We start from the raw sequence: 22,649 nt of genomic DNA, 5'->3' as shown, positions 1-22,649 counted from the left end.
GGACTGCTAATCTGCAAACAGACTTTCAGGAGGTTCCACACATGTCCCAAGCCCTCGCCACCCGGAATTTCGGGCTACCGAGCGTCGTCGGCAGTCTGGATTCCTATATCTCGGCCGTCCACCGCATTCCGGTGCTCAGCCTTGACGAGGAGCAGTCGCTGGCGCGCCGCTTCCACGACGACGCCGACCTCGACGCCGCCAAGCAGCTCGTGATGTCCCACCTCCGTTTCGTGGTCCACGTGGCTCGCGGCTACAACGGCTACGGCCTGCAGCTTTCGGACCTCATCCAGGAAGGCAACATCGGCCTGATGAAGGCCGTGAAACGCTTCGACCCGGACCAGGGCGTTCGCCTGGTCAGCTTCGCCGTGCACTGGATCCGTGCCGAAATGCACGAGTTCATCCTGCGCAACTGGCGCATCGTCAAGGTGGCCACCACCAAGGCGCAGCGCAAGCTGTTCTTCAACCTGCGCAAGAGCAAGAAGCGCCTGGGCTGGATGAACGCCGAGGAAGTGCGCGTTGTCGCGAAGGACCTGGGCGTGCCGGAAGCGACCGTGCGGGAGATGGAATCGCGCCTCTCGGGCCGCGACGTGGGCTTCGAGGCGCCGGCCGATGCGGACGACGACGACAAGCCGGCTCCGGCCGCGTTCCTCGTCGACGAAGGTGCCGACCCGTACGACAACCTCGCCGAGGAAGATGCCAGCAACAACCAGATGGGCGCGTTGTCCATGGCGCTCGGCAACCTGGACGATCGCTCGCGCGACATCATCCAGCGCCGCTGGCTGGCCGAGGACAACAAGGCCACGCTGCAGGATCTTGCGGACGAGTACGGCGTATCTGCCGAGCGCATCCGCCAGATCGAGGCGAACGCCATGAAGAAGATGCGCGTCGCCATCGCGGCCTGAGTCCGCGGTTCGGCGTAAGATCGGGAACGGCCTCCTCGCGGGGCCGTTTTCCGTTGTCCCACCGGCAGGAGCAGAACCAGGATGCCCAGGGCACTGGTCATCGAAGACGATGAAGTGACCGCCCGCGACATTGTCGCGGAGCTGGGCGCGCACGGTCTCACCGCCGATTGGGTGGCCGACGGCCGCGAAGGCCTGGCGCGTGCGCTGGCCGACGGCTACGACATCATCACCCTCGATCGCATGCTGCCCGGGATGGACGGCATCGACGTCGTCTCCGCATTGCGCCAGCGCGACGTGGACACGCCGGTGCTCATGATCAGTGCGCTGTCCGACGTGGACGAGCGCGTGCGCGGCCTGCGCGCAGGCGGCGACGACTACCTCACCAAGCCGTTCGCGCCGGACGAACTGGCCGCGCGTGCCGAGGTGCTGCTGCGCCGGCGGCGCCGTGGTTCCAACGAGACCCGACTGCGCGTCGCCGACCTGGAGCTCGATCTCGTCCGCCATAACGCCCAGCGCCACGGCCAGGAACTGACCCTGCTGCCCACCGAGTTCCGCCTGCTCGAATTCCTCATGCGCAACGCGGGCCAGGTGGTGACGCGGCAGATGATCTTCGAGCACGTATGGGGTTTCCATTTCGATCCGGGCACCAACGTGATCGACGTCCATATCGGCAGGCTGCGCCGCAAGATCGACGGTGCCGGCCACTCGCCGCTCATTCGCACCGTACGCGGTTCGGGTTACGTCCTTGCGCCCGCTGACTGACGCCTGGCGCTCCGCCACTTCGCGCCTGATCTTCATCTACGGCGCGCTGTTCGCCATCTGGTGCGTGGTCCTGCTCGGTATCGTGCAGTGGGAGACATCCCGCTACCTGTCCGGCGTGATCGACCAGATGCTCGCTTCGCGCGTGCATTACCTGGAGGGCACGGCCCCGCGGAACATGCGCGCGACGGTGGACGCCGCCAGTCAGATCGACGTGCAGGGTGCGATGTGGATGGGCCTGTTCGACGCCGAGGGAAGACATCTTGCCGGCAATATCGCCACGATGCCGGCAGAGTTGAACGAAAACGACGTCGCCAGTTCGCTCAGTGCGAACCTGGTCAGCCCGACGCGCAAAGGCGTTGCCCGCGTCCGTGGCCTTGCCCACGAGCTACCGGACGGCACGCGCCTCGTGGTGGCCAAGGAAAGCTCCACGATCGACGGCATCGGCACGATCATCCGGCGCGGCGTGCTCTGGGGCCTCTCCCTCACCGTCATTCCCGGCCTGCTGGGCGGCGTGCTCCTCGCGCGCGGGCCCGCACGGCGCATCCGCGCGATCCAGCGGGCCATGGAGCCCATCCGCGACGGCGACCTGAGCGTGCGCCTTCCGGTGAGCGGCTTCGGCGACGAGGTGGACCTCCTCGCGGGCACCGTTAACACCACGCTCGCGGAGATCGAACGCCTGCTGGGCGAAGTGAAGGGCGTGACCGACAACATCGCCCACGACCTGCGCACGCCGCTCACGCGCATGCGCACGCGCCTCTACCGGCTGCAGCAACAATTCGAAAACCGGCCGGAAGGCGACCAGCTCGATGCCTGCGTCAGCGAGATCGACACGGTGCTGGCGCGCTTCCGCGCGCTGCTGCGCGTCTCCGAACTGGAAGACCGCCAGCGCAGCGCGTGCTTCGAGCAGATGGACCTGGGTACCGTGCTGCGCAACGTGCACGATTTCTACGCCCCGCTGGCGGAGGACCGCGGGCAGCGTTTCGAACTCGAGCTGGGCCGGCTGCCCGCGCTGCGCGGCGATCCGCAGCTGATGTTCGAGGCGTTCGCCAATCTCGTCGGCAACGCCATCAAGTTCACCCCGGACGGCGGCGCCGTGCGCCTCGTCGCATCGACCGATGCGGGCGGCGACGCGCGCGTGGACATCGCGGATACGGGCCCCGGCATTCCGCCGGACGAACGCGAGGCGGTGTTCCGCCGTTTCTATCGCAGCGACGAGACCCGAGCGAAGCCGGGCTGCGGGCTGGGGCTGGCGATCGTCAGCGCGATCGTTCGCCTGCACGGATATTCGCTGTCCGTCGGTGGCGATGAGAAGGGCGCAGTGTTTTCCGTGACCTGTCCTGCGACCGCCTAAATAATTATTAACTACGCCGGGGGGCGGCGGCGGGAGCAAAATCCGCGCCGACGCAACACAAGCCTCGGAATCCGTCCCCCATGATTGGCATCGTCCGGATCGCGCTCACGCGGCCGTATACCTTCGTCGTCCTCGCTTTGCTGATTCTCATCGTGGGACCGCTCTCCGCCCTGCGCACGCCGACGGACATCTTTCCCGACATCAAGATTCCCGTGATCGCGGTGGTCTGGCAGTACACGGGCCTGCCTCCGGACCAGATGGCCGGGCGCGTGTCGTCGCCGTTCGAGCGCGTGCTCACCACCACGGTGAACGACATCGAGCACATCGAGGCGAACTCGATCCAGGGCTTCGGCATCGTCAAGATCTTCTTCCAGCCCACGGCGGACATCCGCACCGCGAACGCGCAGGTGACGGCGGTGGCGCAGACGTTGCTGAAGCAGCTGCCGGCAGGCACCACGCCGCCGCTGATCCTCAATTACAGCGCGTCGACGGTGCCGATCATCCAGCTGGCACTGTCCGGCAAGGGCCTCACCGAGCAGAACCTCGCCGACCTCGGCCAGAACATCATCCGCCCGCAGCTGGTCTCCGTGCCCGGCGCGTCCATCCCGTACCCGTACGGCGGCAAGACCCGCCAGGTGCAGATCGACATCGATCCGCAGGCCTTGCAGGCCCGGGGCCTGTCCGCCCAGGACGTGGCCAACGCCCTCGCTGCACAGAACCTCATCACGCCCGTCGGCACGCAGAAGATCGGCCGCTTCGAATACACGCTCCAGCTTAACAACTCGCCGGACGACATCGACGACCTCGGCAACCTGCCGGTGAAGGTCGTGAACGGGGCCACGGTCTACATCCGCGACGTGGCCCACGTGCGCGACGGCTCGCCTCCGCAGACCAACATCGTGCACGTCGACGGCGACCGCTCGGTGCTGATGACGGTGATGAAGAACGGTTCGGCCTCGACGCTGGCCATCATCGCCGGCATCAAGCAGCGCGTCGCGGAAATGAAGGACGCATTGCCCGACGGCCTGAAGATCTCGCCCATCGGCGACCAGTCGCTGTTCGTCAGCGCCGCCATCGAGGGCGTGGCCCGCGAAGGCGTCATCGCGGCGGCGCTGACCAGCCTCATGATCCTGCTCTTCCTCGGCAGCTGGCGCTCCACCGTCATCATCGCCACGTCGATTCCGCTCGCCATCCTCGGCTCGATCGCCGCGTTGTCGGCCATCGGCGAGACGATGAACATCATGACCCTCGGCGGCCTCGCGCTGGCGGTGGGCATCCTCGTGGACGACGCCACGGTGACCATCGAGAACATCAACTGGCACCTGGAGCAGGGCAAGGACGTGGAAACGGCGATCCTCGATGGCGCGGCGCAGATCGTGACGCCTGCCTTCGTCTCGCTGCTGTGCATCTGCATCGTCTTCGTGCCGATGTTCTTCCTGGAGGGCGTGGCACGCTTCCTGTTCGTGCCGATGGCCGAGGCGGTGATGTTCGCGATGATCGCGTCCTTCATCCTCTCGCGCACGCTGGTGCCGACGATGGCCAAGTACCTCCTGCATCCGCACAGCCACGACGACCCGCACGGGGAGCATGGCAAGGCCTCGCGCAATCCGCTGGTGCGCTTCCAGCGCGCCTTCGAGAAGCGCTTCGAAAGCGTGCGCGCGAGCTACCACGTGCTGCTGGAGATGGCGCTGCTCCACCGCAAGGTGTTCACCATCGGCTTCATGGGCTTCGTGGTGCTTTCGTTCCTCCTGGTGCCGATGCTGGGCCGCAACTTCTTTCCTTCCGTTGACGGCGGCCAGATCCTGATGCACGTGCGCGCGCCCATCGGTACGCGCGTGGAAGAGACGGCACGCCTCTTCGCCAAGGTGAACGAGGCGGTGCGACAGGTCATTCCGAAAGAAGACCTGGGCACGGTCGTGGACAACATGGGCCAGCCCGTTTCGGGCATCAACACCACGTACAACAACACCGGCACCATCGGCTCGCAGGACGGCGACATCCAGATCGCGCTGAACGAAGGCCACGCGCCGACGGCCGACTATGTGCGCAGGCTGCGCGAGACACTGCCGCGCCAGTTCCCGGGCGCCACCTTCTCGTTCCCGCCGGCGGACATCATCAGCCAGATCCTCAACTTCGGCTCGCCCGCGCCGATCGACCTCCAGATCCGCGGCCCGAACGTCGCGGCGAACTTTGGCTACGCCGACCGCCTGCTGCGCGAGATCCGCCGCGTGCCGGGCGTGGTGGACGCGCGCATCCAGCAATCCCAGGCCGCCCCGGGCTTCAACGTGGACGTGGACCGGAGCCGTGCGCAACAGGTGGGCATCACCGAGCGCGACGTCACGGCCAGCCTGGGCGTGAACCTCGCCGGCTCGAGCCAGGTCGCGCCGACGTTCTGGCTCAACCCGAAGAACGGCGTGTCGTATCCCATCGTGATGCAGACGCCGCAATACAGCATCGACAGCCTTCCCGACCTCGAGAACGTGCCGATCAGCCCGAGCACGGGCGGCTCGGGCGCGCAGATCCTGGGCGGCTTCGCATCGGTATCGCGCACGGCCATGAGTTCGGTGGTGAGCCAGTACAACATCAACTCCATGGTCCAGATCTTCGCCACCACGCAGGACCGCGACCTCGGTGCGGTGGCGGCCGACATCCAGAAGATCGTCGACGCGAACAGGAAATTCCTGCCGAAGGCGTCCAGCACCGCGCTGCTCGGCCAAGTGCAGACGATGAACAGCGCCTTCTCCGGCCTGATCTTCGGCCTGCTGGGCGCGATCGTGCTGATCTACCTGCTGATCGTGGTGAACTTCCAGTCGTGGAGCGATCCGTTCGTGATCGTCACCGCGCTGCCGGCGGCCATCGCGGGCATCGTGTGGATGCTGTTCGCCACGCATACCACCTTGTCGGTGCCGGCGCTCACCGGCGCGATCATGTGCATGGGCGTGGCAACGGCGAACTCGATCCTCGTGGTGAGCTTCTGCCGCGAGCGCCTGGCCGAGCACGGCGACGCGGCGAAGGCTGCGCTGGAGGGCGGTTTCGTCCGCTTCCGTCCGGTGCTCATGACCGCGCTGGCGATGATCATCGGCATGGCGCCGATGGCCCTCGGTCTGGGCGAAGGCGGCGAGCAGAACGCGCCGCTGGGCCGTGCCGTGATCGGCGGCCTGGTGTTCGCCACCACCGCCACGCTGTTCTTCGTGCCCATCGTCTTCAGCATCATCCATGGCCGTCGCGGCCATCCGTTTTCCACACCGGCGAACGTTTCCGGAGAGCCAGTCCATGTCGCCTGATACCTTGCACCAGCCCCCGCCGCGCCGGCTCCGCCTGGCCGGCGTCATCGCCGCCATCGTCGTCATCGCCATCGTCGTGGCCGGCGTGGCGACGCGCGCCAACGAATCGCGCAAGCTGCGCGACTGGACCGACGCGCAAGCCGTGCCCACCGTGAACGTCGTATCGCCGGAAGGCGGGCAGGGCGGCGGCGAGCTCGATCTTCCCGGCCGTCTCCAGGCCTATGCGCGGGCGCCGATCTTCGCGCGCACCAGCGGGTACCTGAAATACTGGAAGGCGGACATCGGCCAGAAGGTGAAGGCCGGCGAGCTGCTCGCGGAAATCGAGACGCCCGACCTCGACCAGCAGTTGCTCCAGGCGAAGGCCGATCTCGCCAGCGCACGCGCCAACGAGGCGCTCGCGCTCACCACCGCGAAGCGCTGGCAGGCGATGCGCGATTCGGACTCCGTCTCCAAGCAGGAAGTCGACGAGAAGACCGGCGACTACGACGCGAAGCATGCCCTGGCCCAGGCGGCGCAGGCCAACCTCGAGCGTATCCAGGCCCTGAAGGGCTTCGCGAAGCTGGTCGCCCCGTTCGACGGCGTGGTCACGGCGCGCGAGACCGACGTCGGCGCGCTCATCAACGCCGGTGGCGGCGGGCAGGAACTGTTCGTGGTGTCCGACGTGCGCAAGCTGCGCATGTACGTGAACGTCCCGCAGAACTACGCGCCGTCGATCCGCCAGGGTACGACGGTGAAGCTCACCGTACCCGAGTATCCGGGCCAGTCCTTCACCGGCACCGTCGAATCGACTTCCGCGGCGATCAATGCCGCTTCCGGCACCACGCTCGTGCAGGTCTCGGTGGATAACGCCGAGGGCAAGCTGCTGCCCGGCGGCTATGCCAGCGTCACCTTCGATCTTCCCGCGAATGCGGCCTTGCTGCGCGTTCCGGCGAGTGCCCTGGTGTTCGACGACAAGGGCCTGCGTATCGCCACCGTGGATGCGCAGAACAAGGTGAGCTTCAAGACCGTCACCATCGCGCGCGACTACGGCAAGACGGTGCAACTGGCCTCCGGCGTCGCGCCCGGCGACCGGCTCATCGAGAGCCCGCCGGACGGCCTTGCCGACGGCGACACCGTGCGCGTCAGCGCACCGAAGACGGACGGCGACCATGCCAAGGCGTGACGTATCCGGCCCAGTGCGACCCACGGTGGGAGCCGCTTCAGCGGCGATGGGTGCTCGGGGCAAGCTGGCCCGCTGCCGCGGGATCGCCGGCATAGCCGGCTCCCACAGGCCGGGGGCGGTTCTGGGAATCCTGTTGGCGGCGGGTCTTTCCGGTTGTTCGCTGGCGCCGGCCTATAAGGCACCGGAAGTGCCGATGGCCGCGCAGTACGCGAACGCCGATACGCCGTGGACGGAAGCGAAGCCCGCCGACGGCATCGACCGCAACGGCTGGTGGAAACTCTACGGCGATGCGCGCCTGGACGATCTGCAGACGAAACTGCTGGCGAACAACGCCACGCTCGCCGCGGCGCTGGCGCATTACGAGCAGTCCGAGGCGTTTACACGGCAGGTGCGTTCGGGATTGTTCCCGCAGGTAGGACTGAACGCGAATGCCCAGCGCAATCGCGAGTCCGATACGCGGCCGCTGCGCGGCGCCACCTCGCCGAGCAACTACAACTCCTACACCATCGGTGCCCAGCTCGATTACGAAGTGGATCTGTGGGGCCGCGTGCGTGACAGCGTGACCGCCGGTACCGCCGAGCAGGCGGCTTCCGCGGCGGACCTCGCGTCGGTGCAGCTGAGCCTGCAGGCCCAGCTTGCGGACAGCTACCTCCAGTTGAATGGCTTCGATCGCCAGATCAAGGTGCTCGAAGAGAGCATCGCCGCGTTCACGCGCGCACTGGCGCTGACCCAGTCGCGCCACGACGGCGGCATCGCCTCCGGTCTCGACGTGGCACGCGCGCAGACCCAGCTGTCGAACGCGAAGTCGCAGCTGACCCAGGCACAGGCGCAGCGTGCGCTCGTACTGCACGCCATCGCGGTGCTGGTGGGGGATTCGGCGTCGAGTTTCACGCTCGCCACCGATGATGTGCAGGTCAAGGTGCCAACCATTCCGGTCGAAGTGCCGTCGTCGATCCTGCAGCGTCGCCCGGACATCGCCGCGGCGGAACGACGCACCGCCGCCGCCAATGCCCGTGTGGGCATCGCCCGTTCGGCGTATTTCCCGCAGCTGACGCTGGATGGCCAGGGCGGCTGGCAGAGCGATCGCTGGGGCAGCATCGCCACCGCGCCCAACCGCTTCTGGGCCATCGGGCCCACGCTGCTGCTGAGCGTGTTCGACGGGGGGCGTCGCAAAGCCGCCGTGGAACAGGCGAAGGCGGCGACGGACGAGGCAGGCGCGGATTACCGTGGCGTGGTGCTGAACGCATTCGCGCAGGTGGAAGACAACCTCACCCTCCTGCGTGACCTCGGCACCGCGCTGGTCGACCAGCGCGCGGCAGCCGACGCGGCCCAGCATTCCGTCGACCTCTCGCTCACCCGGTATCGCGAGGGCGCGGTCGGCTACCTCGACGTGGTGCAGGCCCAGACCACTGCGCTAGACGCGCAACGCAGCGTCATCGATCTCGAAACCCGCCAGCTCCGCGCCAGCGTGCAGCTGGTACGCGCGCTAGGCGGCGGCTGGAGCGCCTGAACTTTATGTAGGAGCGCGCAACGCGCGCGACAGCGTTTCGCGAAGAGCAGCAGGACCTGTTACGGGATCGCGAAAAGCCGTCGCGCGCAAGGCGCGCTCCTACAATGCGCGGGCACGTGCGCAGGCACGTACGTACCGCCGCGCAGGCGGAGGCGCCGTTACAGCTTCGCGCCGAGCAGTTCCTCGAGCTTGCGCTGGTCGGCGGCGAACTTGCGGATGCCGTCGGCGAGCTTGTCGGTGGCCATCGCGTTTTCGTTATGGCCCCAGCGGAACTTGGCTTCGTCGATCTTCGCGGGTGCCGGCTCGCGGCGGCCGCTGTCCTTCAGCGCCACGGGCAGCGGTTCGTTCGTCTCGTCCAGCTGCTTCAGCAGTTCCGGCGAGATGGTGAGGCGATCGCAGCCGGCGAGGGCCTGGATCTGGCCGATGTTGCGGAAGCTGGCACCCATCACGACGGTTTCGAAGCCATGCAGCTTGTACCAGTCGTAGATGCGGCGGACCGACTGCACGCCCGGGTCTTCTTCAGGGGCATACGTCTTCTTGTCGGTATTCGCGACGTACCAGTCGAGGATGCGGCCCACGAACGGCGAAATCAGGAAGGCGCCGGCCTCGGCGCAGGCCACGGCCTGTTCGAAGCTGAAGATCAGCGTCATGTTGCAGTTGATGCCTTCCTTCTGCAGCTGTTCCGCGGCGCGGATGCCTTCCCAGGTGGAAGCCAGCTTGATGAGGATGCGTTCGCGCTTGATGCCGATCTCTTCGTAGAAGCCGATCAGGCGGCGCGCCTTCTCCATGGAAGCATGCATGTCGAACGAAAGCCGTGCATCGACTTCGGTCGAGACGCGGCCAGGAACGATATTGAGGATCTCGCGGCCCACCAGTACGGCCAGCCGGTCGCCGGCGTCGGTCAGCTGCCGGTCGCGGCTGTTGCTCTGCGACTTGGCCCAATCGATCGCTTCGCCGATGTAGCCGGCGTAGTTGGGAATGGCGGCGGCCTTCAGGAGCAGCGACGGATTGGTGGTCGCGTCCTCCGGCTTGTATTTGCTCATGGCGGCGATGTCGCCGGTGTCGGCCACGACCTTGGTGATCTTGCGGAGTTGCTCGAGCTGACTGGTCACGTTGGGGGTCCCGTTACCTGATAAGACTTCTATTGTGGCGCCGAATGCCCGGCAAATGTAGGCATCCGAACGTATGGGTTCAGCGTATCCAAGAGGTGTGAGCGAAAGCTTGCGAATCAAGCGTCAATAAAGGTCGATCGGATCCACGTCGAGCGACCAGCGCACCTTGCGTGCCGCCGCCAGGCCGGGGAGGGCCTGCCGCCAGGGCCGCAGGAAGGCGTGCAGGCGCGCGCGCGTGTCGGCCTCCACCAGGAGTTGCCCCCGGTGGCGGCCCGCGCGCAGCGGCATGGGCGCGGGCATGGGGCCGGCCACGCGCAGGTCGCCGGGATTCCCGATCGCCAGGTGGGCCTGGTGGAGGAACTCGTCGACTTCGGCACGGCCCAGCGCATCCACGCGCAGCAGGACCTGGTGCGAATAGGGCGGCAGCCCGAGCACGTGGCGTTCCTCGAGCAGGGTTTCCGCGACGGCCGGATAGCCGCCGCGCAGCAGCGCATGCAGCATCGTGTGGTCTGGGTGATGGGTCTGGAGCAGGACGCTTCCCGGCTTGCTGGCGCGCCCGGCACGGCCCGCCACCTGGACCACGAGCTGGGCGAGCCGCTCGCCGGCGCGGAAATCCACGCTGTGCAGGCCTTCGTCCACGCCGACGATGGCGGCGAGGGTGAGATTGGGCAGGTCGTGTCCCTTCGCCAGCATCTGGGTGCCCACCAGGATCGCCGGCTTGTCCTCGCGCAGTCCGTCGAGGATGTCGCCGAACGCTTCGCGGCGGCGCGTCGTCTCACGGTCGATACGGATCACCGGGATGTCCGGGAACCGCTCGGCCAGCGCCTCTTCCAGGCGTTCGGTGCCCTGGCCTTGCGGGCTCAGGTTCGCCGAGCCGCAGGATGGGCAGGCGGGTGGCACCTGGGCCACGTTGTCGCAGTGGTGGCAGACGAGTCTCCGCCGCCCCGCGTGCAGGGTCATGGGGCGGTCGCAGCGCGGGCAGTCGGCATGCCAGCCGCAGTCGTGGCAGAGCAGCACCGGGGCATAGCCCCGCCGGTTGCGGAAGACCAGGGCCTGCTCGCCGCGCCCGACGCAGGCCGCCACGGCATTCACCAGGGTCGGCGACAGGCCATGGTCCAGCCGCTGCGCGCGCATGTCGACGATCTGCACCCGGGTGGACTGGGACGCCCCCGGACGGGCCCGCAGGACCAGTCGACGGTAACGCCCCGCCTGCACGTTGCCGAGCGATTCCAGCGACGGCGTCGCCGAACCCAGCACCACAGGCACGCCCAGGGCGCGGGCGCGCACCAGCACGAGGTCGCGGGCGTGGTAGCGGAAACCTTCCTGTTGCTTATAGGAGGAATCGTGTTCTTCGTCGACCACGATCAGCCCGGCATGCGGCAGCGGGGTGAACACGGCCGAGCGCGTGCCCAGGACGACGCGTGCCGTACCGTTGCGCGCGCGCAGCCAGGCACGGGCACGTTCGCCCTCGGCCAGGTTCGAATGGAGCACTTCCACCGCCACGCCGAGACGTTCGCGAAGGCGCCGCACCGTCTGCGGCGCGAGGCCGATCTCCGGGACGAGGAGCAAGGTCTGCTTGCCCTCGGCCAGCGCCCGTTCGATCAGCGCGAGGTAGACCTCGGTCTTGCCGCTGCCCGTCACGCCATCCAGCAGATAAGGCTGAAACCCGCCGAAGCCCTCGGCGATGGCGGCCACCGCCGCCGCCTGTTCCTCGCTCAGGGCCGGTGCCGGCGCGGACACCGCAGGCAGGGAGGCATCTTCCTGCTCGAAGGTCTCCACCAGACCGGCGTCGAGGAGGCGCCGCGCCGCCGCGCGCCATCCTGGCAAGGCCAGCGCGAGGTCGTCGGCGGCGCGAGGACCGTCGTGCAAAGCCTCCAGCAAAGCCGCCGAACCGCCCTTGCGGCTTTTCGCATCGCGCGCGGAACGGCCTTGCGCAGTCAGTGCCCAGGTCTCGCGGCCGGTCGCGGGCAGAGGCCGGGGCTCGCGCAGGGCCAGCGGCAGGGCATTGGCGAAGGCTTCTCCAGGCGCACCCGCCCAATAGTCGGCCGCCCAGGCCAGCGTGGCCATCAGCTCGCCATCGAGCAGCGGATACGGATCGAGTACCTCGCTCACCCGCTTCAGGCGCGTGGCGCTCACCGCCGCCTCGGCGGCCGGGTCGACCACCACGCCGACCATCTCGCCGCGGCCGAACGGCACCCGCACCCGCGACCCCGCCCGTGCCTCGCCCGCCAGGGGCGGCAGGTAGTCGAACAGGGTCGGCAGGGGCACCGGAAGGGCGACGCGTAGGACGGCGATCATGCGAGGCCTAGTTTAAAGGGAGATGCCGAATTGCTGGTCAATGATTGACCAGCGGCACATGGGTTTGCCTAGGAATGAGGTACGCAAAGGGAAGAAGAAGCTGTAAGTGCCCGCCCCGGGACCGCTTTCCATGTTATCCACAAGCTCTGTGGATAACTCTGTGGATGAGCCTCGGATGGCAGGCATCCAAGGCGCATGGTTGGGCGGTTCGGGTTAGCTTGGGTACATTTTAACCAAGCTGAAATATAATTTTAATTCAATGACTTGCGAATCGGCTTGGGAGTGGTGTTCACCAGCCGTCCATGTCGGCTTGACAAACGCCAAGGCGCCTTCCCACCTGTGCACAAACCCTCGCCGCTTAGGAAAAAATCTTAGTGCGCCGCGGCAAGGACGGCGGCGACGGTGATCACGCACAACAACAGCCAGAAATAGATACTGCCTATCAGCCAGTACTTGAGCAGGGTCATCGGCCAGCCCTGCCGGTACACCCTCTTCTGCATGATCAGCAGGTAGACCGGCATCCAGATCCACATCGCCGACTGGACCAGGGTGATGGCCGTCCCTGCCGGCGGGAAGCGCGTGCGCAGGGCCTCCCTGGCGAAGCCGAGGAGCATCAGGCCGAGCAGCGAGATGAACAGGAAGGCGTGGCTGTGCAGCGCCACGATGAGGTGCTCCATGTAGAGCCGGCGCTTGAAGACGTAGAAGAGCTTCAGGATCAGCGCGAACACCGGAATCATCACCAGCAGGGTCTGCGGCAGCACCGAGAAGAAGCTCTCGCTGATCCGGCGGATGGCTTCCTTCTTCTCCGGCCCATCGTTCCGGAGTTGCAGGAGGTTGGCCTTCACGTGGGCAATGCCCCGTTCCAGGCGGCGGTTCACCGCGTCGGGTAGCCAGGCGATGTTGACGCTCGTGCTGGCCCGCAGCCATTCGGTGGAATGGCTGGAGGCGTCGCGGGCGCCGGTGACGGATATGGGCTCGGCCTTCAGCTCGGCGAGGCGCTTGTTGGCGGCATCGCGGATCATGCCCTGGCTCATCGTGATCCCCGTCCGCGCCACCCCCGGAAGGCCCGGGTTCGCAAGGGCATCGTCGAGGTCCGCCATGTGCTCCCGGTAGAGCTCGCGCACGTCGCTGGCCGTCGTCGCGGCCTGGAACTCGGCGATGTCACCGCGGGCCGCCGTGCCGCCTTCCGTCGCCGCAACCAGTGGCGCGCTGTCGAACGCGAGGTGCATGACGAAGAAGGCGAGCAGGCAGAACACGAACATGAGGCGGAACGGCGCGATGTAGCGCACGCGGCGGCCCGAGAAATATTCGAGGGTGAGGAAACCCGGCTTCGTGTAGAGCGGCGGCAGCGTGTGGACGATGCGTTCGTCCATGTGGAAGAACAGGTCGCCGGCGTCTTCGAGCATGTGCGAGACCGGCCGTATCACGCTCTTGATCGACTGCCCGCAGTGGTGACAGAACTCGCCCTTCAGTTCCTCGCTGCAATTCGCGCAGAGCAGGCCCGGCGACGGCGTCAGTTGGTTCATCGCTGCATTTCCCCGAGTTTTTCCCCTTTCGGCTGCGGATGATGGCACGGCAACCGGTACAATGGACGGCCCTCATCGTCATCCCGCCCATGACCATCGACCGCGCCCGCGCGCGGCGAGAGATCGGCGCCACCGTACGGCTGGCCCTGCCGATGATCGTCGCGCAACTTTCCGCCATCGGCACCAACGTCGTCGACGCCGTCCTCGCCGGCCACCAGGCCGCGCATACGCAGGCGTCGGTGGTGACGGGCGCGAGCATCTGGGTGCTGGCGATCGTGACCGGCATCGGCACCATGATGGCGGTGCCTCCGACCGTGGCGCAGCTCGACGGCGCCGGCCGCCGTGCCGAGGTGGGTCCGGTGTTCCACCAGGCGCTCTACATCGCATGGGGCCTCGGCCTGCTGCTCGGCATCGCGGTGTGGCACGCCTCGCCGCTGATGGTGCTGTTCGGCGTGGTGGAATCCATGCGTCCGGACGTGGAGGCCTTCCTTCACGCCATCTGTTTCGCAGCACCGGCGCTCACCACGTATTTCGCCTTGCGCGGCCTGTCCGAGGGCTTGTCGATGCCGAGGCCGTCGATGTACTTCAGCTTCGGCGGCCTGGTGCTGCTCGCCCCGCTGGGTTACGTGCTGATGTACGGCAAGCTGGGCTTTCCCGTGATGGGCGCGCGCGGCAGCGGCATCGCCACGGCGGTGGTGCTCTGGGCGGAGATGCTCGGCTTCGCCATCTACGTACTGAAGCACCGCAATTATCGCGACCTCAACCTGCGCGGGCGCATGGCGAAGCCCGACCTGCGCAAGATCGGCCAGCTGTTGCATATCGGCCTGCCGATGGCGGTGACCCTGTTGATGGAGGCGGGGCTGTTCGTCGCCGTCGCGCTGCTGATCGGCCGCCTCGGCGAGACGGTCACCGCGGGCCATCATGTGGCGCTCAACGTGGCGTCGGTGGCCTTCATGATTCCGCTGGGCCTGTCGATGGCGATCACCGTGCGCGTGGGCAACGCGGCGGGCCGTCGTGACGTGGCCGGCGTGCGCTACGCCGGTCTCTCGGGCATCACCCTGGTGCTCGTCACGCAGTTCGTGTCCTCCGGCGTGATGCTCGCGTTTCCGGAGGCGATCGCCCGCCTGTACACCGGCGACGCGGCGGTCATCGCGATGGCCTCGCAGCTGTTGATCCTGGCCGGCTTCTTCCAGTTCTCCGATGGCATCCAGGTGGCCTCGAACGGTGCCCTGCGCGGACTCAAGGACACGCGGGTGCCCATGGGCATCACCCTGTTCGCCTACTGGGTGGTCGGCATGCCGATCGGCTGGTGGCTCGCGTTCCACCGCGATATGGGCGCCCGCGGCATGTGGATCGGCCTGATCGCCGGCCTCAGCATGGCCGCCGTCCTGCTCTTCGCGCGGTTCTGGCGGAGCAGCGCGAAGGGAAACTGGCGTGACGATCCGGATACGGCGGCGCCCGTGCCATTCCACACGTGATACCAACGGTCCGACGGGTTACGCTGGGCGTAACTCCTGAGGAACCGCCTAGATGTCGGATCGCTACGACGCCGTGCCGCCACCCCTGCCAAGCCGCCCCCGGCCCGTTCCGCCCTCGCGTCGCGGCGGTGGATTCGGCAGGGTCATGCTCGGCCTGGGGCGCGGCCTCAACATCACGCGGCTGGTGATCATCAACACGATCTTCTTCGGGATCCTGGCGATTTTCCTGGTGCTCGTGTTCCTCGGCGGGCGGGCGAACCAGGTCGACGACCGCACGGTGCTGGTGCTGGCGCCGGAAGGCGCGCTGGTCGAGCAGTACAGCGCCGATCCGTTCTCGCGCGCCATCGGGCGGATGTCCGGCGACGGGGTGAAGCAGGTGCAGGTCCGCGACCTGGTCCGCGCCATCGACAGCGCGGCGAAGGACGACCGCATCAGCCGCATCGTGTTGCGCCCGGACAAACTGCAGGCCGGTGGCTTCGCCGCCCTGCGCGAGGTCGGCGCGGCCCTCGACCGCTTCCGCAAGACCGGCAAGCCGGTGCTCGCCTGGGCCGTCAGCCTGGAGCAGGGGCAGTACTACCTCGCTGCACATGCCGACAAGCTGTACATCGACCCGCAGGGCGGGGTAATGGCCACCGGGCTTGCGAACTACCGCCTGTTCTACAAGGACATGCTCGATCGCCTCGGGGTGCAGGTCCACCTGTTCCGCGTCGGCCAGTTCAAGAGCGCGGCCGAGCCCTTCATCCTCGACCACGCGTCGCCCGAGTCGAAGGAAGCCGATGCCTTCTGGCTCGGCGGCCTGTGGAACACCTGGATCGACGAAGTGGCGACGATGCGCCACCTCGATCCCGCGGCGCTGCGCGCCGACGTCGACGGCCTGGCCGATCGCGTGCGCGACGCCAAGGGCAGCCTCGCCCAGCTGGCCGTCGACGAGAAGCTTGCCGACGGCATCGCCACCGAACAGCAATTCGTCAAGATGCTGCGCGAGCAGGGCGTGCCGGCCGGCAAGAAAGACCAAGGTTTCCGCCAGGTCGACCTGGGCGGCTACCTGGCCGACAAGGGCCTGTCCAACGTCGACATGCTGCAGACCGGTCCGGGCGTGGCCGTGGTCGTCGCCGAAGGCGAGATCACCGGCGGCAAGCAGGCGCAGGGCCGGATCGGCGGCGAGTCCACCGCGGCGCTCATCCGCGCGGTGCGCGACGACCGGCGCACGCGCGCGCTCGTGCTGCGCGTGAACTCGCCCGGCGGCGAGGTCTACGCGGCCGAACAGATCCGCCGCGAGGTGGAGCTGACCCGCGAGGCGGGCATCCCGGTGGTGGTGTCGATGGGCGACGTGGCTGCCAGCGGCGGCTACTGGATCTCGATGAACGCGAACCGGATCTACGCGGAGCCGAACACCATCACCGGCTCCATCGGCATCTTCGGCATGTTCTTCACGGTGCCCGACACCCTCGCGAAGATCGGCGTGAAGAGCGACGGCGTTTCCACCGGTCCGCTGGCCGGGGCCTTCGACATGACCCGGCCGCTCGACCCCAACGTGGGTGTGCTCATCCAGAGCATCATCGACAAGGGCTACCGGGACTTCGTCGGTAACGTGGCGAAGGCGCGCGGCAAGGATTTCGCCGCGATCGACGCCATCGCGCAGGGCCGGGTATGGACGGGCCAGCAGGCGCTCGACCGCGGCCTCGTCGACCGCCTCGGCAGCCTCGACGACGCCATCCGCGACGCCGCCGGGCAGGCCGGTCTCGGCAAGGATTACAACGTGCGCTACGCGGAGAAGCCGATGGGCGCCTTCGAGCGCTTCCTCACCAGCATCGGCGACAGCCCGGAGGCCCGGGTCGCGATATCGTGGGGCGTGCGCCTGCCCTCGTGGGTGGCCGACCTGCCGAAGCTGGCACCGGAGTGGTCGCTGTTCCGCGGCGCGGAAGCAGGCAAGCCGCACGTGTACGCGTACTGCTTCTGCTCACCGCGCTGACCGTATGAACACAGCGAGATGTAGGAGCGCGCCTGCGCGCGACATCTTTTGAGGCCATGAGCAACTGGTCCTGATGTCTTTCGAGGCCGTTAACAACAGGCCCTGACGTCATTCGAAGCATAAACAACAGGCCTGCTGCTCACCGCGAAAAGCTGTCGCGCGCAAGGCGCGCTCCTACACTCCCTCTCGCGTTGTGGCCAGGGCTCCTACTCCGCCTCGATGGCCTTGGCCTGGGCCTTCGCCTGGTCGTCCACCGTCTTCTGCACGTCCTGCGCCTTTTTCTTCTGCGCCTCCAGCGAATCCCACGGCGTTTCCACCCGCGCTTGCGGGGTTGGCGGTTCGTGCGGCTGTGGTGGCTTCGAGCAGGCCGCGCAGGCGACGGCCAGCGCCAGCAGCGGGAAATAGCGGATCATGGCGCGGCTCCTCCGGTAACGGCGCCGAGTCTGGCGCTGTCGCGCGGCGGACGCAATCGCCAAGGGCGCCTGTTCAACTGTTCACGGGCTATGCGAACCGTGTGAACAGGCCCTAGGATCGACGCAAAGCACGGAGACCCGACATGCACCCACGACTCGCCAGCTGGCGCCTCGACGGCCGTACCGCCCTCGTCACCGGGGCCAGCAAGGGCATCGGCTACGCCTGCGCGCGCGAACTCGCGGCCCTGGGCGCCGACGTGCTGCTCGTCGCGCGGGACGAACTGGCCCTGCAGGAAGTGCGCGACGAACTCGCCGAGGAATGCCCCGACGTCGAAGTGCTCGGCATGGCGGCCGATCTCTCGGACCACGAAGACCGCCTCGCCGTCTTCGACTGGGTCACCGACCTCGGCATGAACCTGTCCATCCTCGTGAACAACGTGGGCGGCAATACGCCTAAGCCCACGCTGGATTACGAGGCGGACGAATACCGCGCCCTGTTCGAGCTCAACGTATTCTCCGCCTACGAAATGAGCCGCGCGGCCTATGCCCACCTCGTTCAGCACGCCAACGCCGCGATCGTGAACGTCGGCTCGGTGTCGGGCATCGTCCACGTACGCACCGGTTCGCCGTATGGCATGACCAAGGCCGCCCTGCACCAGATGACCCGCAACCTGGCCTGCGAATGGGCCGAGGACGGCATCCGCGTGAACGCGGTGGCGCCGTGGTACATCCGCACGCAGCGCAGCGAACCGGCGCTGGCCGACGCGGAGTACCTCGAGGACGTACTGGACCGCACGCCCATGGGGCGCATCGGCGAGCCCGAGGAAGTCGCCGGCGCGGTGGCCTTCCTTTGCCTGCCCGCGTCCAGCTACGTCACGGGGGAAATCGTGGCCGTGGACGGCGGATTCCTGCGCTACGGCTTCTGAAGCCTTAAGATTGGGAGTTCCCCCGAGGAATTTCCATGCGCATCGGTATCGATTTCGGCACGAGCTACACGGCCGCCGCGACCTACGTCGATGGCGAGCTTACCCATGTCGCCTTCGGTGACGCGAAGCAGTTCCGCACCGCGGTGTTCTTTCCCGAGGTGGTGCCCGATCCCACGAAACGCCGCTCCGCGGAGGCGCGCGCCGCGACCGTGCAGAGCTTCGAGGATGCGCTGTTCGGCGACGAGGCCGTGGCGGCGTATCTCGAGTATGGCGACGGCAACCTGATCGAATCGCCGAAATCGATGCTCGGGTTCCGCATGGACCCGCAGGTGCGCAAGGTGATCGTGCACATCGCCACGTACGTCCTCGAGCACATCCGTCTCGCCGCGACCCGTCAGCTCGGCGACGAGGTGCGCACGGCGGTGATCGGCCGGCCGGTGCACTTCCGCAGTTCCATGGGTGAGAAGGGCTCGGAACAGGCGGTGGAGATCCTGCGCGAGGCGGCCGCCATCGCCGGCTTCGACAGCGTGAGCTTCCTCGAGGAACCGGCCGCGGCGGCGATGCACTACCACAAGCGCCTCGCCACGCGGCAGACGGCGCTGATCGTCGACATCGGTGGCGGCACCACCGACGTCGCCTTCGCCGAACTCGGTGGCGACGAGCTGCCGCGGATCGTGCGCACTTGGGGCCTTGCCAAGGGCGGCACCGACCTCGACGTGAACCTCAGCATGCACGCCTTCATGCCGCAGCTGGGCAACAACGTCACCCGCGTGCCCGTGCACCACTACGTGGAAGCGGCGAGCGTGCACAACCTGCCGAAGCAGCGCGAGTTCCGCCGCCAGGATTACCGCTTCGTGGACGAGCCCTGGCGTTCGCGCCTGCAGGCGTTGCAGCAGCCGGGAGCCACCACGCGGCTGAACCAGACGGCGGAACGCAGCAAGATCGTATTGAGCAGCCACGAGCGCACGGATGCGGACCTCGGCTTCCTCGAAGCGGGGCTGGGCGTGCACATCGCGCGCACCGACATGGACCAGGCGGTGGAGCCTTTCATCGAACGCATGCAGCGGCTGCTCGGCGAAGTTCGCGAGGAATGGCCGTCCGTTCCGGCAAGCGTATTCCTCACCGGCGGCACCTCGCGCTCGCCGATCGTGAAGGCGGCGGTGCGCGAAAGCTTCCCGGGCATTCCGATGGCCGAGGGCGATCCGTCGCTCGGCGTCGTGTCCGGCCTGGCCGTCGCCGCGACGGAACGCATGGCGACACCAGCCTGACAGGAATTCGTTGTGCGAGCCGCAGCTGTGCGGCTGTTGCTCAGTGGCAGCCTTGCAGCTGTTGCCGCAACTGCGCGTCTTTCGCTTCGAGCGGGCCGCGCTCGCTCTTGAACGCGTTGCGGATGGAGCGCTGGTTCGCTTCCGCTTCGTCGCGCAATGCGCGGCAGGATTCCGCCGGGGACAGGGGCCGGCACTCGTCCTGCACCCATACGTAGTTGCTGTTCGTTATCGCGGCTACGTTGCCTTTGCCGCGGTTCAACTCCGGCGCGGACGCGGTGGCCGAGCCGCGGTTGCCATAGGTATCGGCGAGCGGCTGGCCCACCGCGCCGAGGACGCCCAGCGGCGCCATGTACGGTTCGGTTCGCCCGTCGGGGCTGGTGTAAGGCTTGCCGTCCGTCGCCCTGATGCAGCCGAACAGCGTCGGCGGAGGGGCGCTGGGGGCGGAGGGCTGAGGCGTCTCCGCGTCCGCTGCCGAAGGTGACGGCGCCGGCACAGCGGCCGGGCGGTCCACGGCCGGCGCCGGGTCCTGCAACTGGATCGTCTGCTGGCGCTGGCTCTTCGCGCAGGGGGTCTGCTGGTAGATCGTCCGGCCCCCGGCCTCGCACTTGTAGACGGTTCCGGCCGTCGCCGTGCCGGCCGCCATCAGCATCGCCGCCAGCACCGCGCTGCGGACCGCGTACATGCTCAGAACTCGGCCAGGTGGTCCTCGGAAGCGAGCCCGAGGGTCATGGCGCCTTCGCCCACGTTGACCATGCCGGTGATGCCCATCGGGCTTTCCAGGACCTGCACGCCGGCGTCCTCGCAGGTGCGGACGAGGGCGTTGTAGCCGGGCAGGTTGCGCATGTCGTCGAGGTCGCCGCCGTAGCTGAGCGAGAGGGACGGTACCAGGAGTCCCGCCTGCACCCGCTTGGCGGCGTATTCGAAGAGCGCCAGGGCGCCCTGTTCGAAGCCGCGGATCTTTCCCACCGGCCCCGTCTCGCCGCGATGGGCGCGCAGGATCGGCTTGATGTCGAGCGCCGTGCCCAGCATCGAGCTGAGGAAGCTCACGCTGCGGTCGCCTTTGCTGCGGGCGCGGGAGCGCAGGTAGTTGAGGTCGCGGGGCAGCATGTAGCCATAGGAGCAGTCGGCGATCTGCGCCGCCCGTTCGCGCACCTCGGCAGGCGAGCGGCCGGCCTGGATCATCCGCACCGTCTCCGCGATGGCGGGGCCGGCGCCGGCGAAGATGTTGCGGGTGTCGACCACGCGCATCAGGAACGGGCCGCTCCGGCCGGCCTCCTCGCGGATGGGCCGGTAATTCTTCAGGATCGCGAAGCTGGCCTTGATCACGTTGTCGTGGATCGGACTGCGTGTCGCCATGATGGTCAGGCAGACGACGCAGTCGTACTCCTTCACCAGGCGATCCAGGAAGAGGGCCTGCACGTCCTCCACCGAACTGGGCTCGGTCTCGGCCGAATGGCTGCGGCTGCCGAGTTTCTGGTCGCGGAAGCGCTGGATTTCCGCGGGATCGCGGTCGTCCTTGAAGCGCTGGTTGTCGACCTTGACCGCGATTGGCATCACCGCGACGCCGTTACGTTCCAGGAAGTCATGCGGCACGTCGCATGCCGCATCGATCGCCACGCCGATGCGCATTGTCACCCCCGTTCGAAGGCCCGTCGGCCCCGTCAAGCTGGATGCTACACTCGCATGACTGAAATGGCACTCCGCCGGCGTGGCGTCGCCGGTAACGCGCAAGCGCATCCAGGCTCGACATGAAAACCAAGAACGAGATCGTTTCCAACTGGCTGCCCCGCTACACGGGCACCCCCCTGGACGCTTTCGGCCAGCACATCCTGCTAACCAACTTCGGTCATTACGTCGACCGCTTCGCCCAGGAGCACGGCGTCGAAGTGCGCGGCCGGGACCGGCCGATGCCCAATGCCACCGCTGATGGCATCACCCTCATCAACTTCGGCATGGGCAGCCCGAACGCCGCCACCATCATGGACCTGCTCAGCGTGATCGAGCCCCAGGCGGTGCTGTTCCTGGGCAAGTGCGGCGGGCTGAAGAAAAAGAACGCCATCGGCGACCTGGTCCTGCCGATCGCCGCCATCCGGGGGGAGGGCACGTCCAACGACTACCTGCTTCCCGAAGTGCCGGCGCTGCCTGCCTTCCAGTTGCAGCGCGCCGTCTCCACGATGATCCGCGACCTCGGCCACGACTACTGGACCGGCACGGTGTACACGACCAACCGCCGTGTCTGGGAACACGACGACGGCTTCAAGGAATACCTGCGCCGCACCCGCAGCATGGCGATCGACATGGAGACCGCGACGATCTTCGCCGCCGGCTTCGCCAACCACATCCCCTGCGGCGCACTGCTGCTCGTGTCCGACCAGCCGATGATCCCCGAGGGCGTGAAGACGGAAACCAGCGACGCCGCGGTCACGGCAAACTTCGTGGAGCGGCACATCAAGGTCGGCGTCGAGGCACTCAAACTGGTCCGCCGTCACGGTCGCAGCGTGAAGCACCTGCGCTTCGAAGATGATGGGGAGTAGCAACACACAGCCGGCGCCGTTGATGGCGCCCCTCGCACGCTGAGCGTTTCGCATCGGTTGGCCCGCTTGCGCGGGCCCATGCTTTAAGCGGCTTCGCCGCAGGGAGCTTAAGCCCCGGCTCGGCTAGCGCCATCGCATTTGGCTCGGGCGT

17 protein-coding genes are annotated in these 22,649 nt (G+C 67.5%); 11 read left to right on the top strand and 6 right to left on the bottom strand.

Annotated elements, in window-relative coordinates:
* Positions 1 to 41 precede the first annotated feature (41 nt).
* The 6 genes from rpoH to ACR9ZH_RS15880 all read left to right on the top strand — a co-directional run bounded on the left by rpoH (position 42) and on the right by ACR9ZH_RS15880 (position 8,971).
* Positions 42 to 902, top strand: coding sequence for an RNA polymerase sigma factor RpoH (gene rpoH / locus ACR9ZH_RS15905; protein ID WP_481291732.1), 861 nt, complete (start codon positions 42 to 44; stop codon positions 900 to 902).
* A gap of 81 nt (positions 903 to 983) precedes the next feature.
* A complete protein-coding gene (locus tag ACR9ZH_RS15900) occupies positions 984 to 1,664 on the top strand; it encodes a response regulator transcription factor (RefSeq protein WP_481291731.1) in 681 nt (226 codons plus the stop codon).
* Entirely contained in the window at positions 1,648 to 3,015 is a 1,368-nt protein-coding gene (locus ACR9ZH_RS15895) for a sensor histidine kinase (RefSeq protein ID WP_481291730.1), read from the top strand. Before ACR9ZH_RS15900 ends, ACR9ZH_RS15895 begins: the two co-directional genes overlap by 17 nt.
* An 80-nt stretch (positions 3,016 to 3,095) precedes the next feature.
* Positions 3,096 to 6,299 (top strand): efflux RND transporter permease subunit, encoded by a 3,204-nt coding sequence (locus ACR9ZH_RS15890; RefSeq protein ID WP_481291729.1) that lies wholly within the window; start codon positions 3,096 to 3,098, stop codon positions 6,297 to 6,299.
* A complete protein-coding gene (locus tag ACR9ZH_RS15885) occupies positions 6,289 to 7,461 on the top strand; it encodes an efflux RND transporter periplasmic adaptor subunit (RefSeq protein ID WP_481291728.1) in 1,173 nt (390 codons plus the stop codon). Before ACR9ZH_RS15890 ends, ACR9ZH_RS15885 begins: the two co-directional genes overlap by 11 nt.
* 133 nt (positions 7,462 to 7,594) lie before the next feature.
* Positions 7,595 to 8,971 carry an efflux transporter outer membrane subunit gene (locus tag ACR9ZH_RS15880; RefSeq protein ID WP_481291727.1) on the top strand — a complete coding sequence of 459 codons (1,377 nt, stop codon included), beginning with the start codon at positions 7,595 to 7,597 and terminating at the stop codon, positions 8,969 to 8,971.
* Between the two features lie 158 nt (positions 8,972 to 9,129).
* Here ACR9ZH_RS15880 and tal read toward each other — a convergent pair whose 3' ends face one another.
* From tal to ACR9ZH_RS15865, 3 genes are all read right to left on the bottom strand, one after another.
* Positions 9,130 to 10,083, bottom strand: coding sequence for a transaldolase (gene tal / locus ACR9ZH_RS15875; RefSeq protein ID WP_481291726.1), 954 nt, complete (start codon positions 10,081 to 10,083; stop codon positions 9,130 to 9,132).
* A gap of 123 nt (positions 10,084 to 10,206) precedes the next feature.
* Entirely contained in the window at positions 10,207 to 12,381 is a 2,175-nt protein-coding gene (locus tag ACR9ZH_RS15870) for a primosomal protein N' (protein WP_481291725.1), read from the bottom strand.
* A 371-nt stretch (positions 12,382 to 12,752) separates the two neighbouring features.
* On the bottom strand, positions 12,753 to 13,907 hold the full coding sequence (locus ACR9ZH_RS15865) for a DUF3667 domain-containing protein (RefSeq protein WP_481291724.1): 1,155 nt from the start codon (positions 13,905 to 13,907) through the stop codon (positions 12,753 to 12,755).
* A gap of 89 nt (positions 13,908 to 13,996) precedes the next feature.
* Between ACR9ZH_RS15865 and ACR9ZH_RS15860 the strand changes: the two genes are divergently transcribed.
* Both ACR9ZH_RS15860 and sppA read left to right on the top strand, forming a co-directional pair.
* Positions 13,997 to 15,385 carry an MATE family efflux transporter gene (locus ACR9ZH_RS15860; RefSeq protein ID WP_481291723.1) on the top strand — a complete coding sequence of 463 codons (1,389 nt, stop codon included), beginning with the start codon at positions 13,997 to 13,999 and terminating at the stop codon, positions 15,383 to 15,385.
* A gap of 52 nt (positions 15,386 to 15,437) precedes the next feature.
* On the top strand, positions 15,438 to 17,357 hold the full coding sequence (gene sppA, locus ACR9ZH_RS15855; RefSeq protein WP_481291722.1) for a signal peptide peptidase SppA: 1,920 nt from the start codon (positions 15,438 to 15,440) through the stop codon (positions 17,355 to 17,357).
* Positions 17,358 to 17,563: 206 nt separating this feature from the next.
* Here the strand turns inward: sppA and ACR9ZH_RS15850 are convergent, their stop codons facing one another.
* Entirely contained in the window at positions 17,564 to 17,770 is a 207-nt protein-coding gene (locus tag ACR9ZH_RS15850) for a hypothetical protein (protein ID WP_481291721.1), read from the bottom strand.
* A gap of 143 nt (positions 17,771 to 17,913) precedes the next feature.
* On the opposite strand from ACR9ZH_RS15850, the gene ACR9ZH_RS15845 reads away from it, so the two are divergent.
* Both ACR9ZH_RS15845 and ACR9ZH_RS15840 read left to right on the top strand, forming a co-directional pair.
* The gene (locus ACR9ZH_RS15845) at positions 17,914 to 18,696 is read left to right on the top strand and encodes an SDR family oxidoreductase (RefSeq protein ID WP_481291720.1); all 783 of its coding nucleotides are present in this window, start codon (positions 17,914 to 17,916) and stop codon (positions 18,694 to 18,696) included.
* A 35-nt stretch (positions 18,697 to 18,731) separates the two neighbouring features.
* A complete protein-coding gene (locus ACR9ZH_RS15840) occupies positions 18,732 to 19,964 on the top strand; it encodes an Hsp70 family protein (RefSeq protein ID WP_481291719.1) in 1,233 nt (410 codons plus the stop codon).
* 40 nt (positions 19,965 to 20,004) lie between these two features.
* Here the strand turns inward: ACR9ZH_RS15840 and ACR9ZH_RS15835 are convergent, their stop codons facing one another.
* The gene (locus tag ACR9ZH_RS15835; RefSeq protein ID WP_481291718.1) at positions 20,005 to 20,646 is read right to left on the bottom strand and encodes a DUF4124 domain-containing protein; all 642 of its coding nucleotides are present in this window, start codon (positions 20,644 to 20,646) and stop codon (positions 20,005 to 20,007) included.
* Between the two features lie 2 nt (positions 20,647 to 20,648).
* Positions 20,649 to 21,593: a DegV family protein gene (locus tag ACR9ZH_RS15830; RefSeq protein ID WP_481291740.1), complete on the bottom strand. Its 945-nt coding sequence runs from the start codon at positions 21,591 to 21,593 to the stop codon at positions 20,649 to 20,651.
* 119 nt (positions 21,594 to 21,712) lie between these two features.
* On the opposite strand from ACR9ZH_RS15830, the gene ACR9ZH_RS15825 reads away from it, so the two are divergent.
* On the top strand, positions 21,713 to 22,498 hold the full coding sequence (locus ACR9ZH_RS15825) for an AMP nucleosidase (protein WP_481291717.1): 786 nt from the start codon (positions 21,713 to 21,715) through the stop codon (positions 22,496 to 22,498).
* The last annotated feature ends 151 nt before the right edge of the window (positions 22,499 to 22,649 follow it).

Source organism: Luteibacter sp. SVR4-7G (assembly GCF_056755555.1).
The sequence above is the reverse complement of the archived record's forward strand: the minus strand, read 5'-3'. Positions and strand labels throughout refer to the sequence as shown.

What these genes read in the sequence shown, in the direction of transcription:
- rpoH (WP_481291732.1), top strand. Translation starts at nt 42, where the DNA reads ATGTCCCAAGCCCTCGCCACCCGGAATTTCGGGCTACCGAGCGTCGTC.
- ACR9ZH_RS15900 (WP_481291731.1), top strand. Translation starts at nt 984, where the DNA reads ATGCCCAGGGCACTGGTCATCGAAGACGATGAAGTGACCGCCCGCGAC.
- ACR9ZH_RS15890 (WP_481291729.1), top strand. Translation starts at nt 3,096, where the DNA reads ATGATTGGCATCGTCCGGATCGCGCTCACGCGGCCGTATACCTTCGTC.
- ACR9ZH_RS15885 (WP_481291728.1), top strand. Translation starts at nt 6,289, where the DNA reads ATGTCGCCTGATACCTTGCACCAGCCCCCGCCGCGCCGGCTCCGCCTG.
- ACR9ZH_RS15870 (WP_481291725.1), bottom strand. Translation starts at nt 12,381, where the DNA reads ATGATCGCCGTCCTACGCGTCGCCCTTCCGGTGCCCCTGCCGACCCTG.
- ACR9ZH_RS15865 (WP_481291724.1), bottom strand. Translation starts at nt 13,907, where the DNA reads ATGAACCAACTGACGCCGTCGCCGGGCCTGCTCTGCGCGAATTGCAGC.
- ACR9ZH_RS15860 (WP_481291723.1), top strand. Translation starts at nt 13,997, where the DNA reads ATGACCATCGACCGCGCCCGCGCGCGGCGAGAGATCGGCGCCACCGTA.
- sppA (WP_481291722.1), top strand. Translation starts at nt 15,438, where the DNA reads ATGTCGGATCGCTACGACGCCGTGCCGCCACCCCTGCCAAGCCGCCCC.
- ACR9ZH_RS15850 (WP_481291721.1), bottom strand. Translation starts at nt 17,770, where the DNA reads ATGATCCGCTATTTCCCGCTGCTGGCGCTGGCCGTCGCCTGCGCGGCC.
- ACR9ZH_RS15845 (WP_481291720.1), top strand. Translation starts at nt 17,914, where the DNA reads ATGCACCCACGACTCGCCAGCTGGCGCCTCGACGGCCGTACCGCCCTC.
- ACR9ZH_RS15840 (WP_481291719.1), top strand. Translation starts at nt 18,732, where the DNA reads ATGCGCATCGGTATCGATTTCGGCACGAGCTACACGGCCGCCGCGACC.
- ACR9ZH_RS15835 (WP_481291718.1), bottom strand. Translation starts at nt 20,646, where the DNA reads ATGTACGCGGTCCGCAGCGCGGTGCTGGCGGCGATGCTGATGGCGGCC.
- ACR9ZH_RS15830 (WP_481291740.1), bottom strand. Translation starts at nt 21,593, where the DNA reads ATGCGCATCGGCGTGGCGATCGATGCGGCATGCGACGTGCCGCATGAC.
- ACR9ZH_RS15825 (WP_481291717.1), top strand. Translation starts at nt 21,713, where the DNA reads ATGAAAACCAAGAACGAGATCGTTTCCAACTGGCTGCCCCGCTACACG.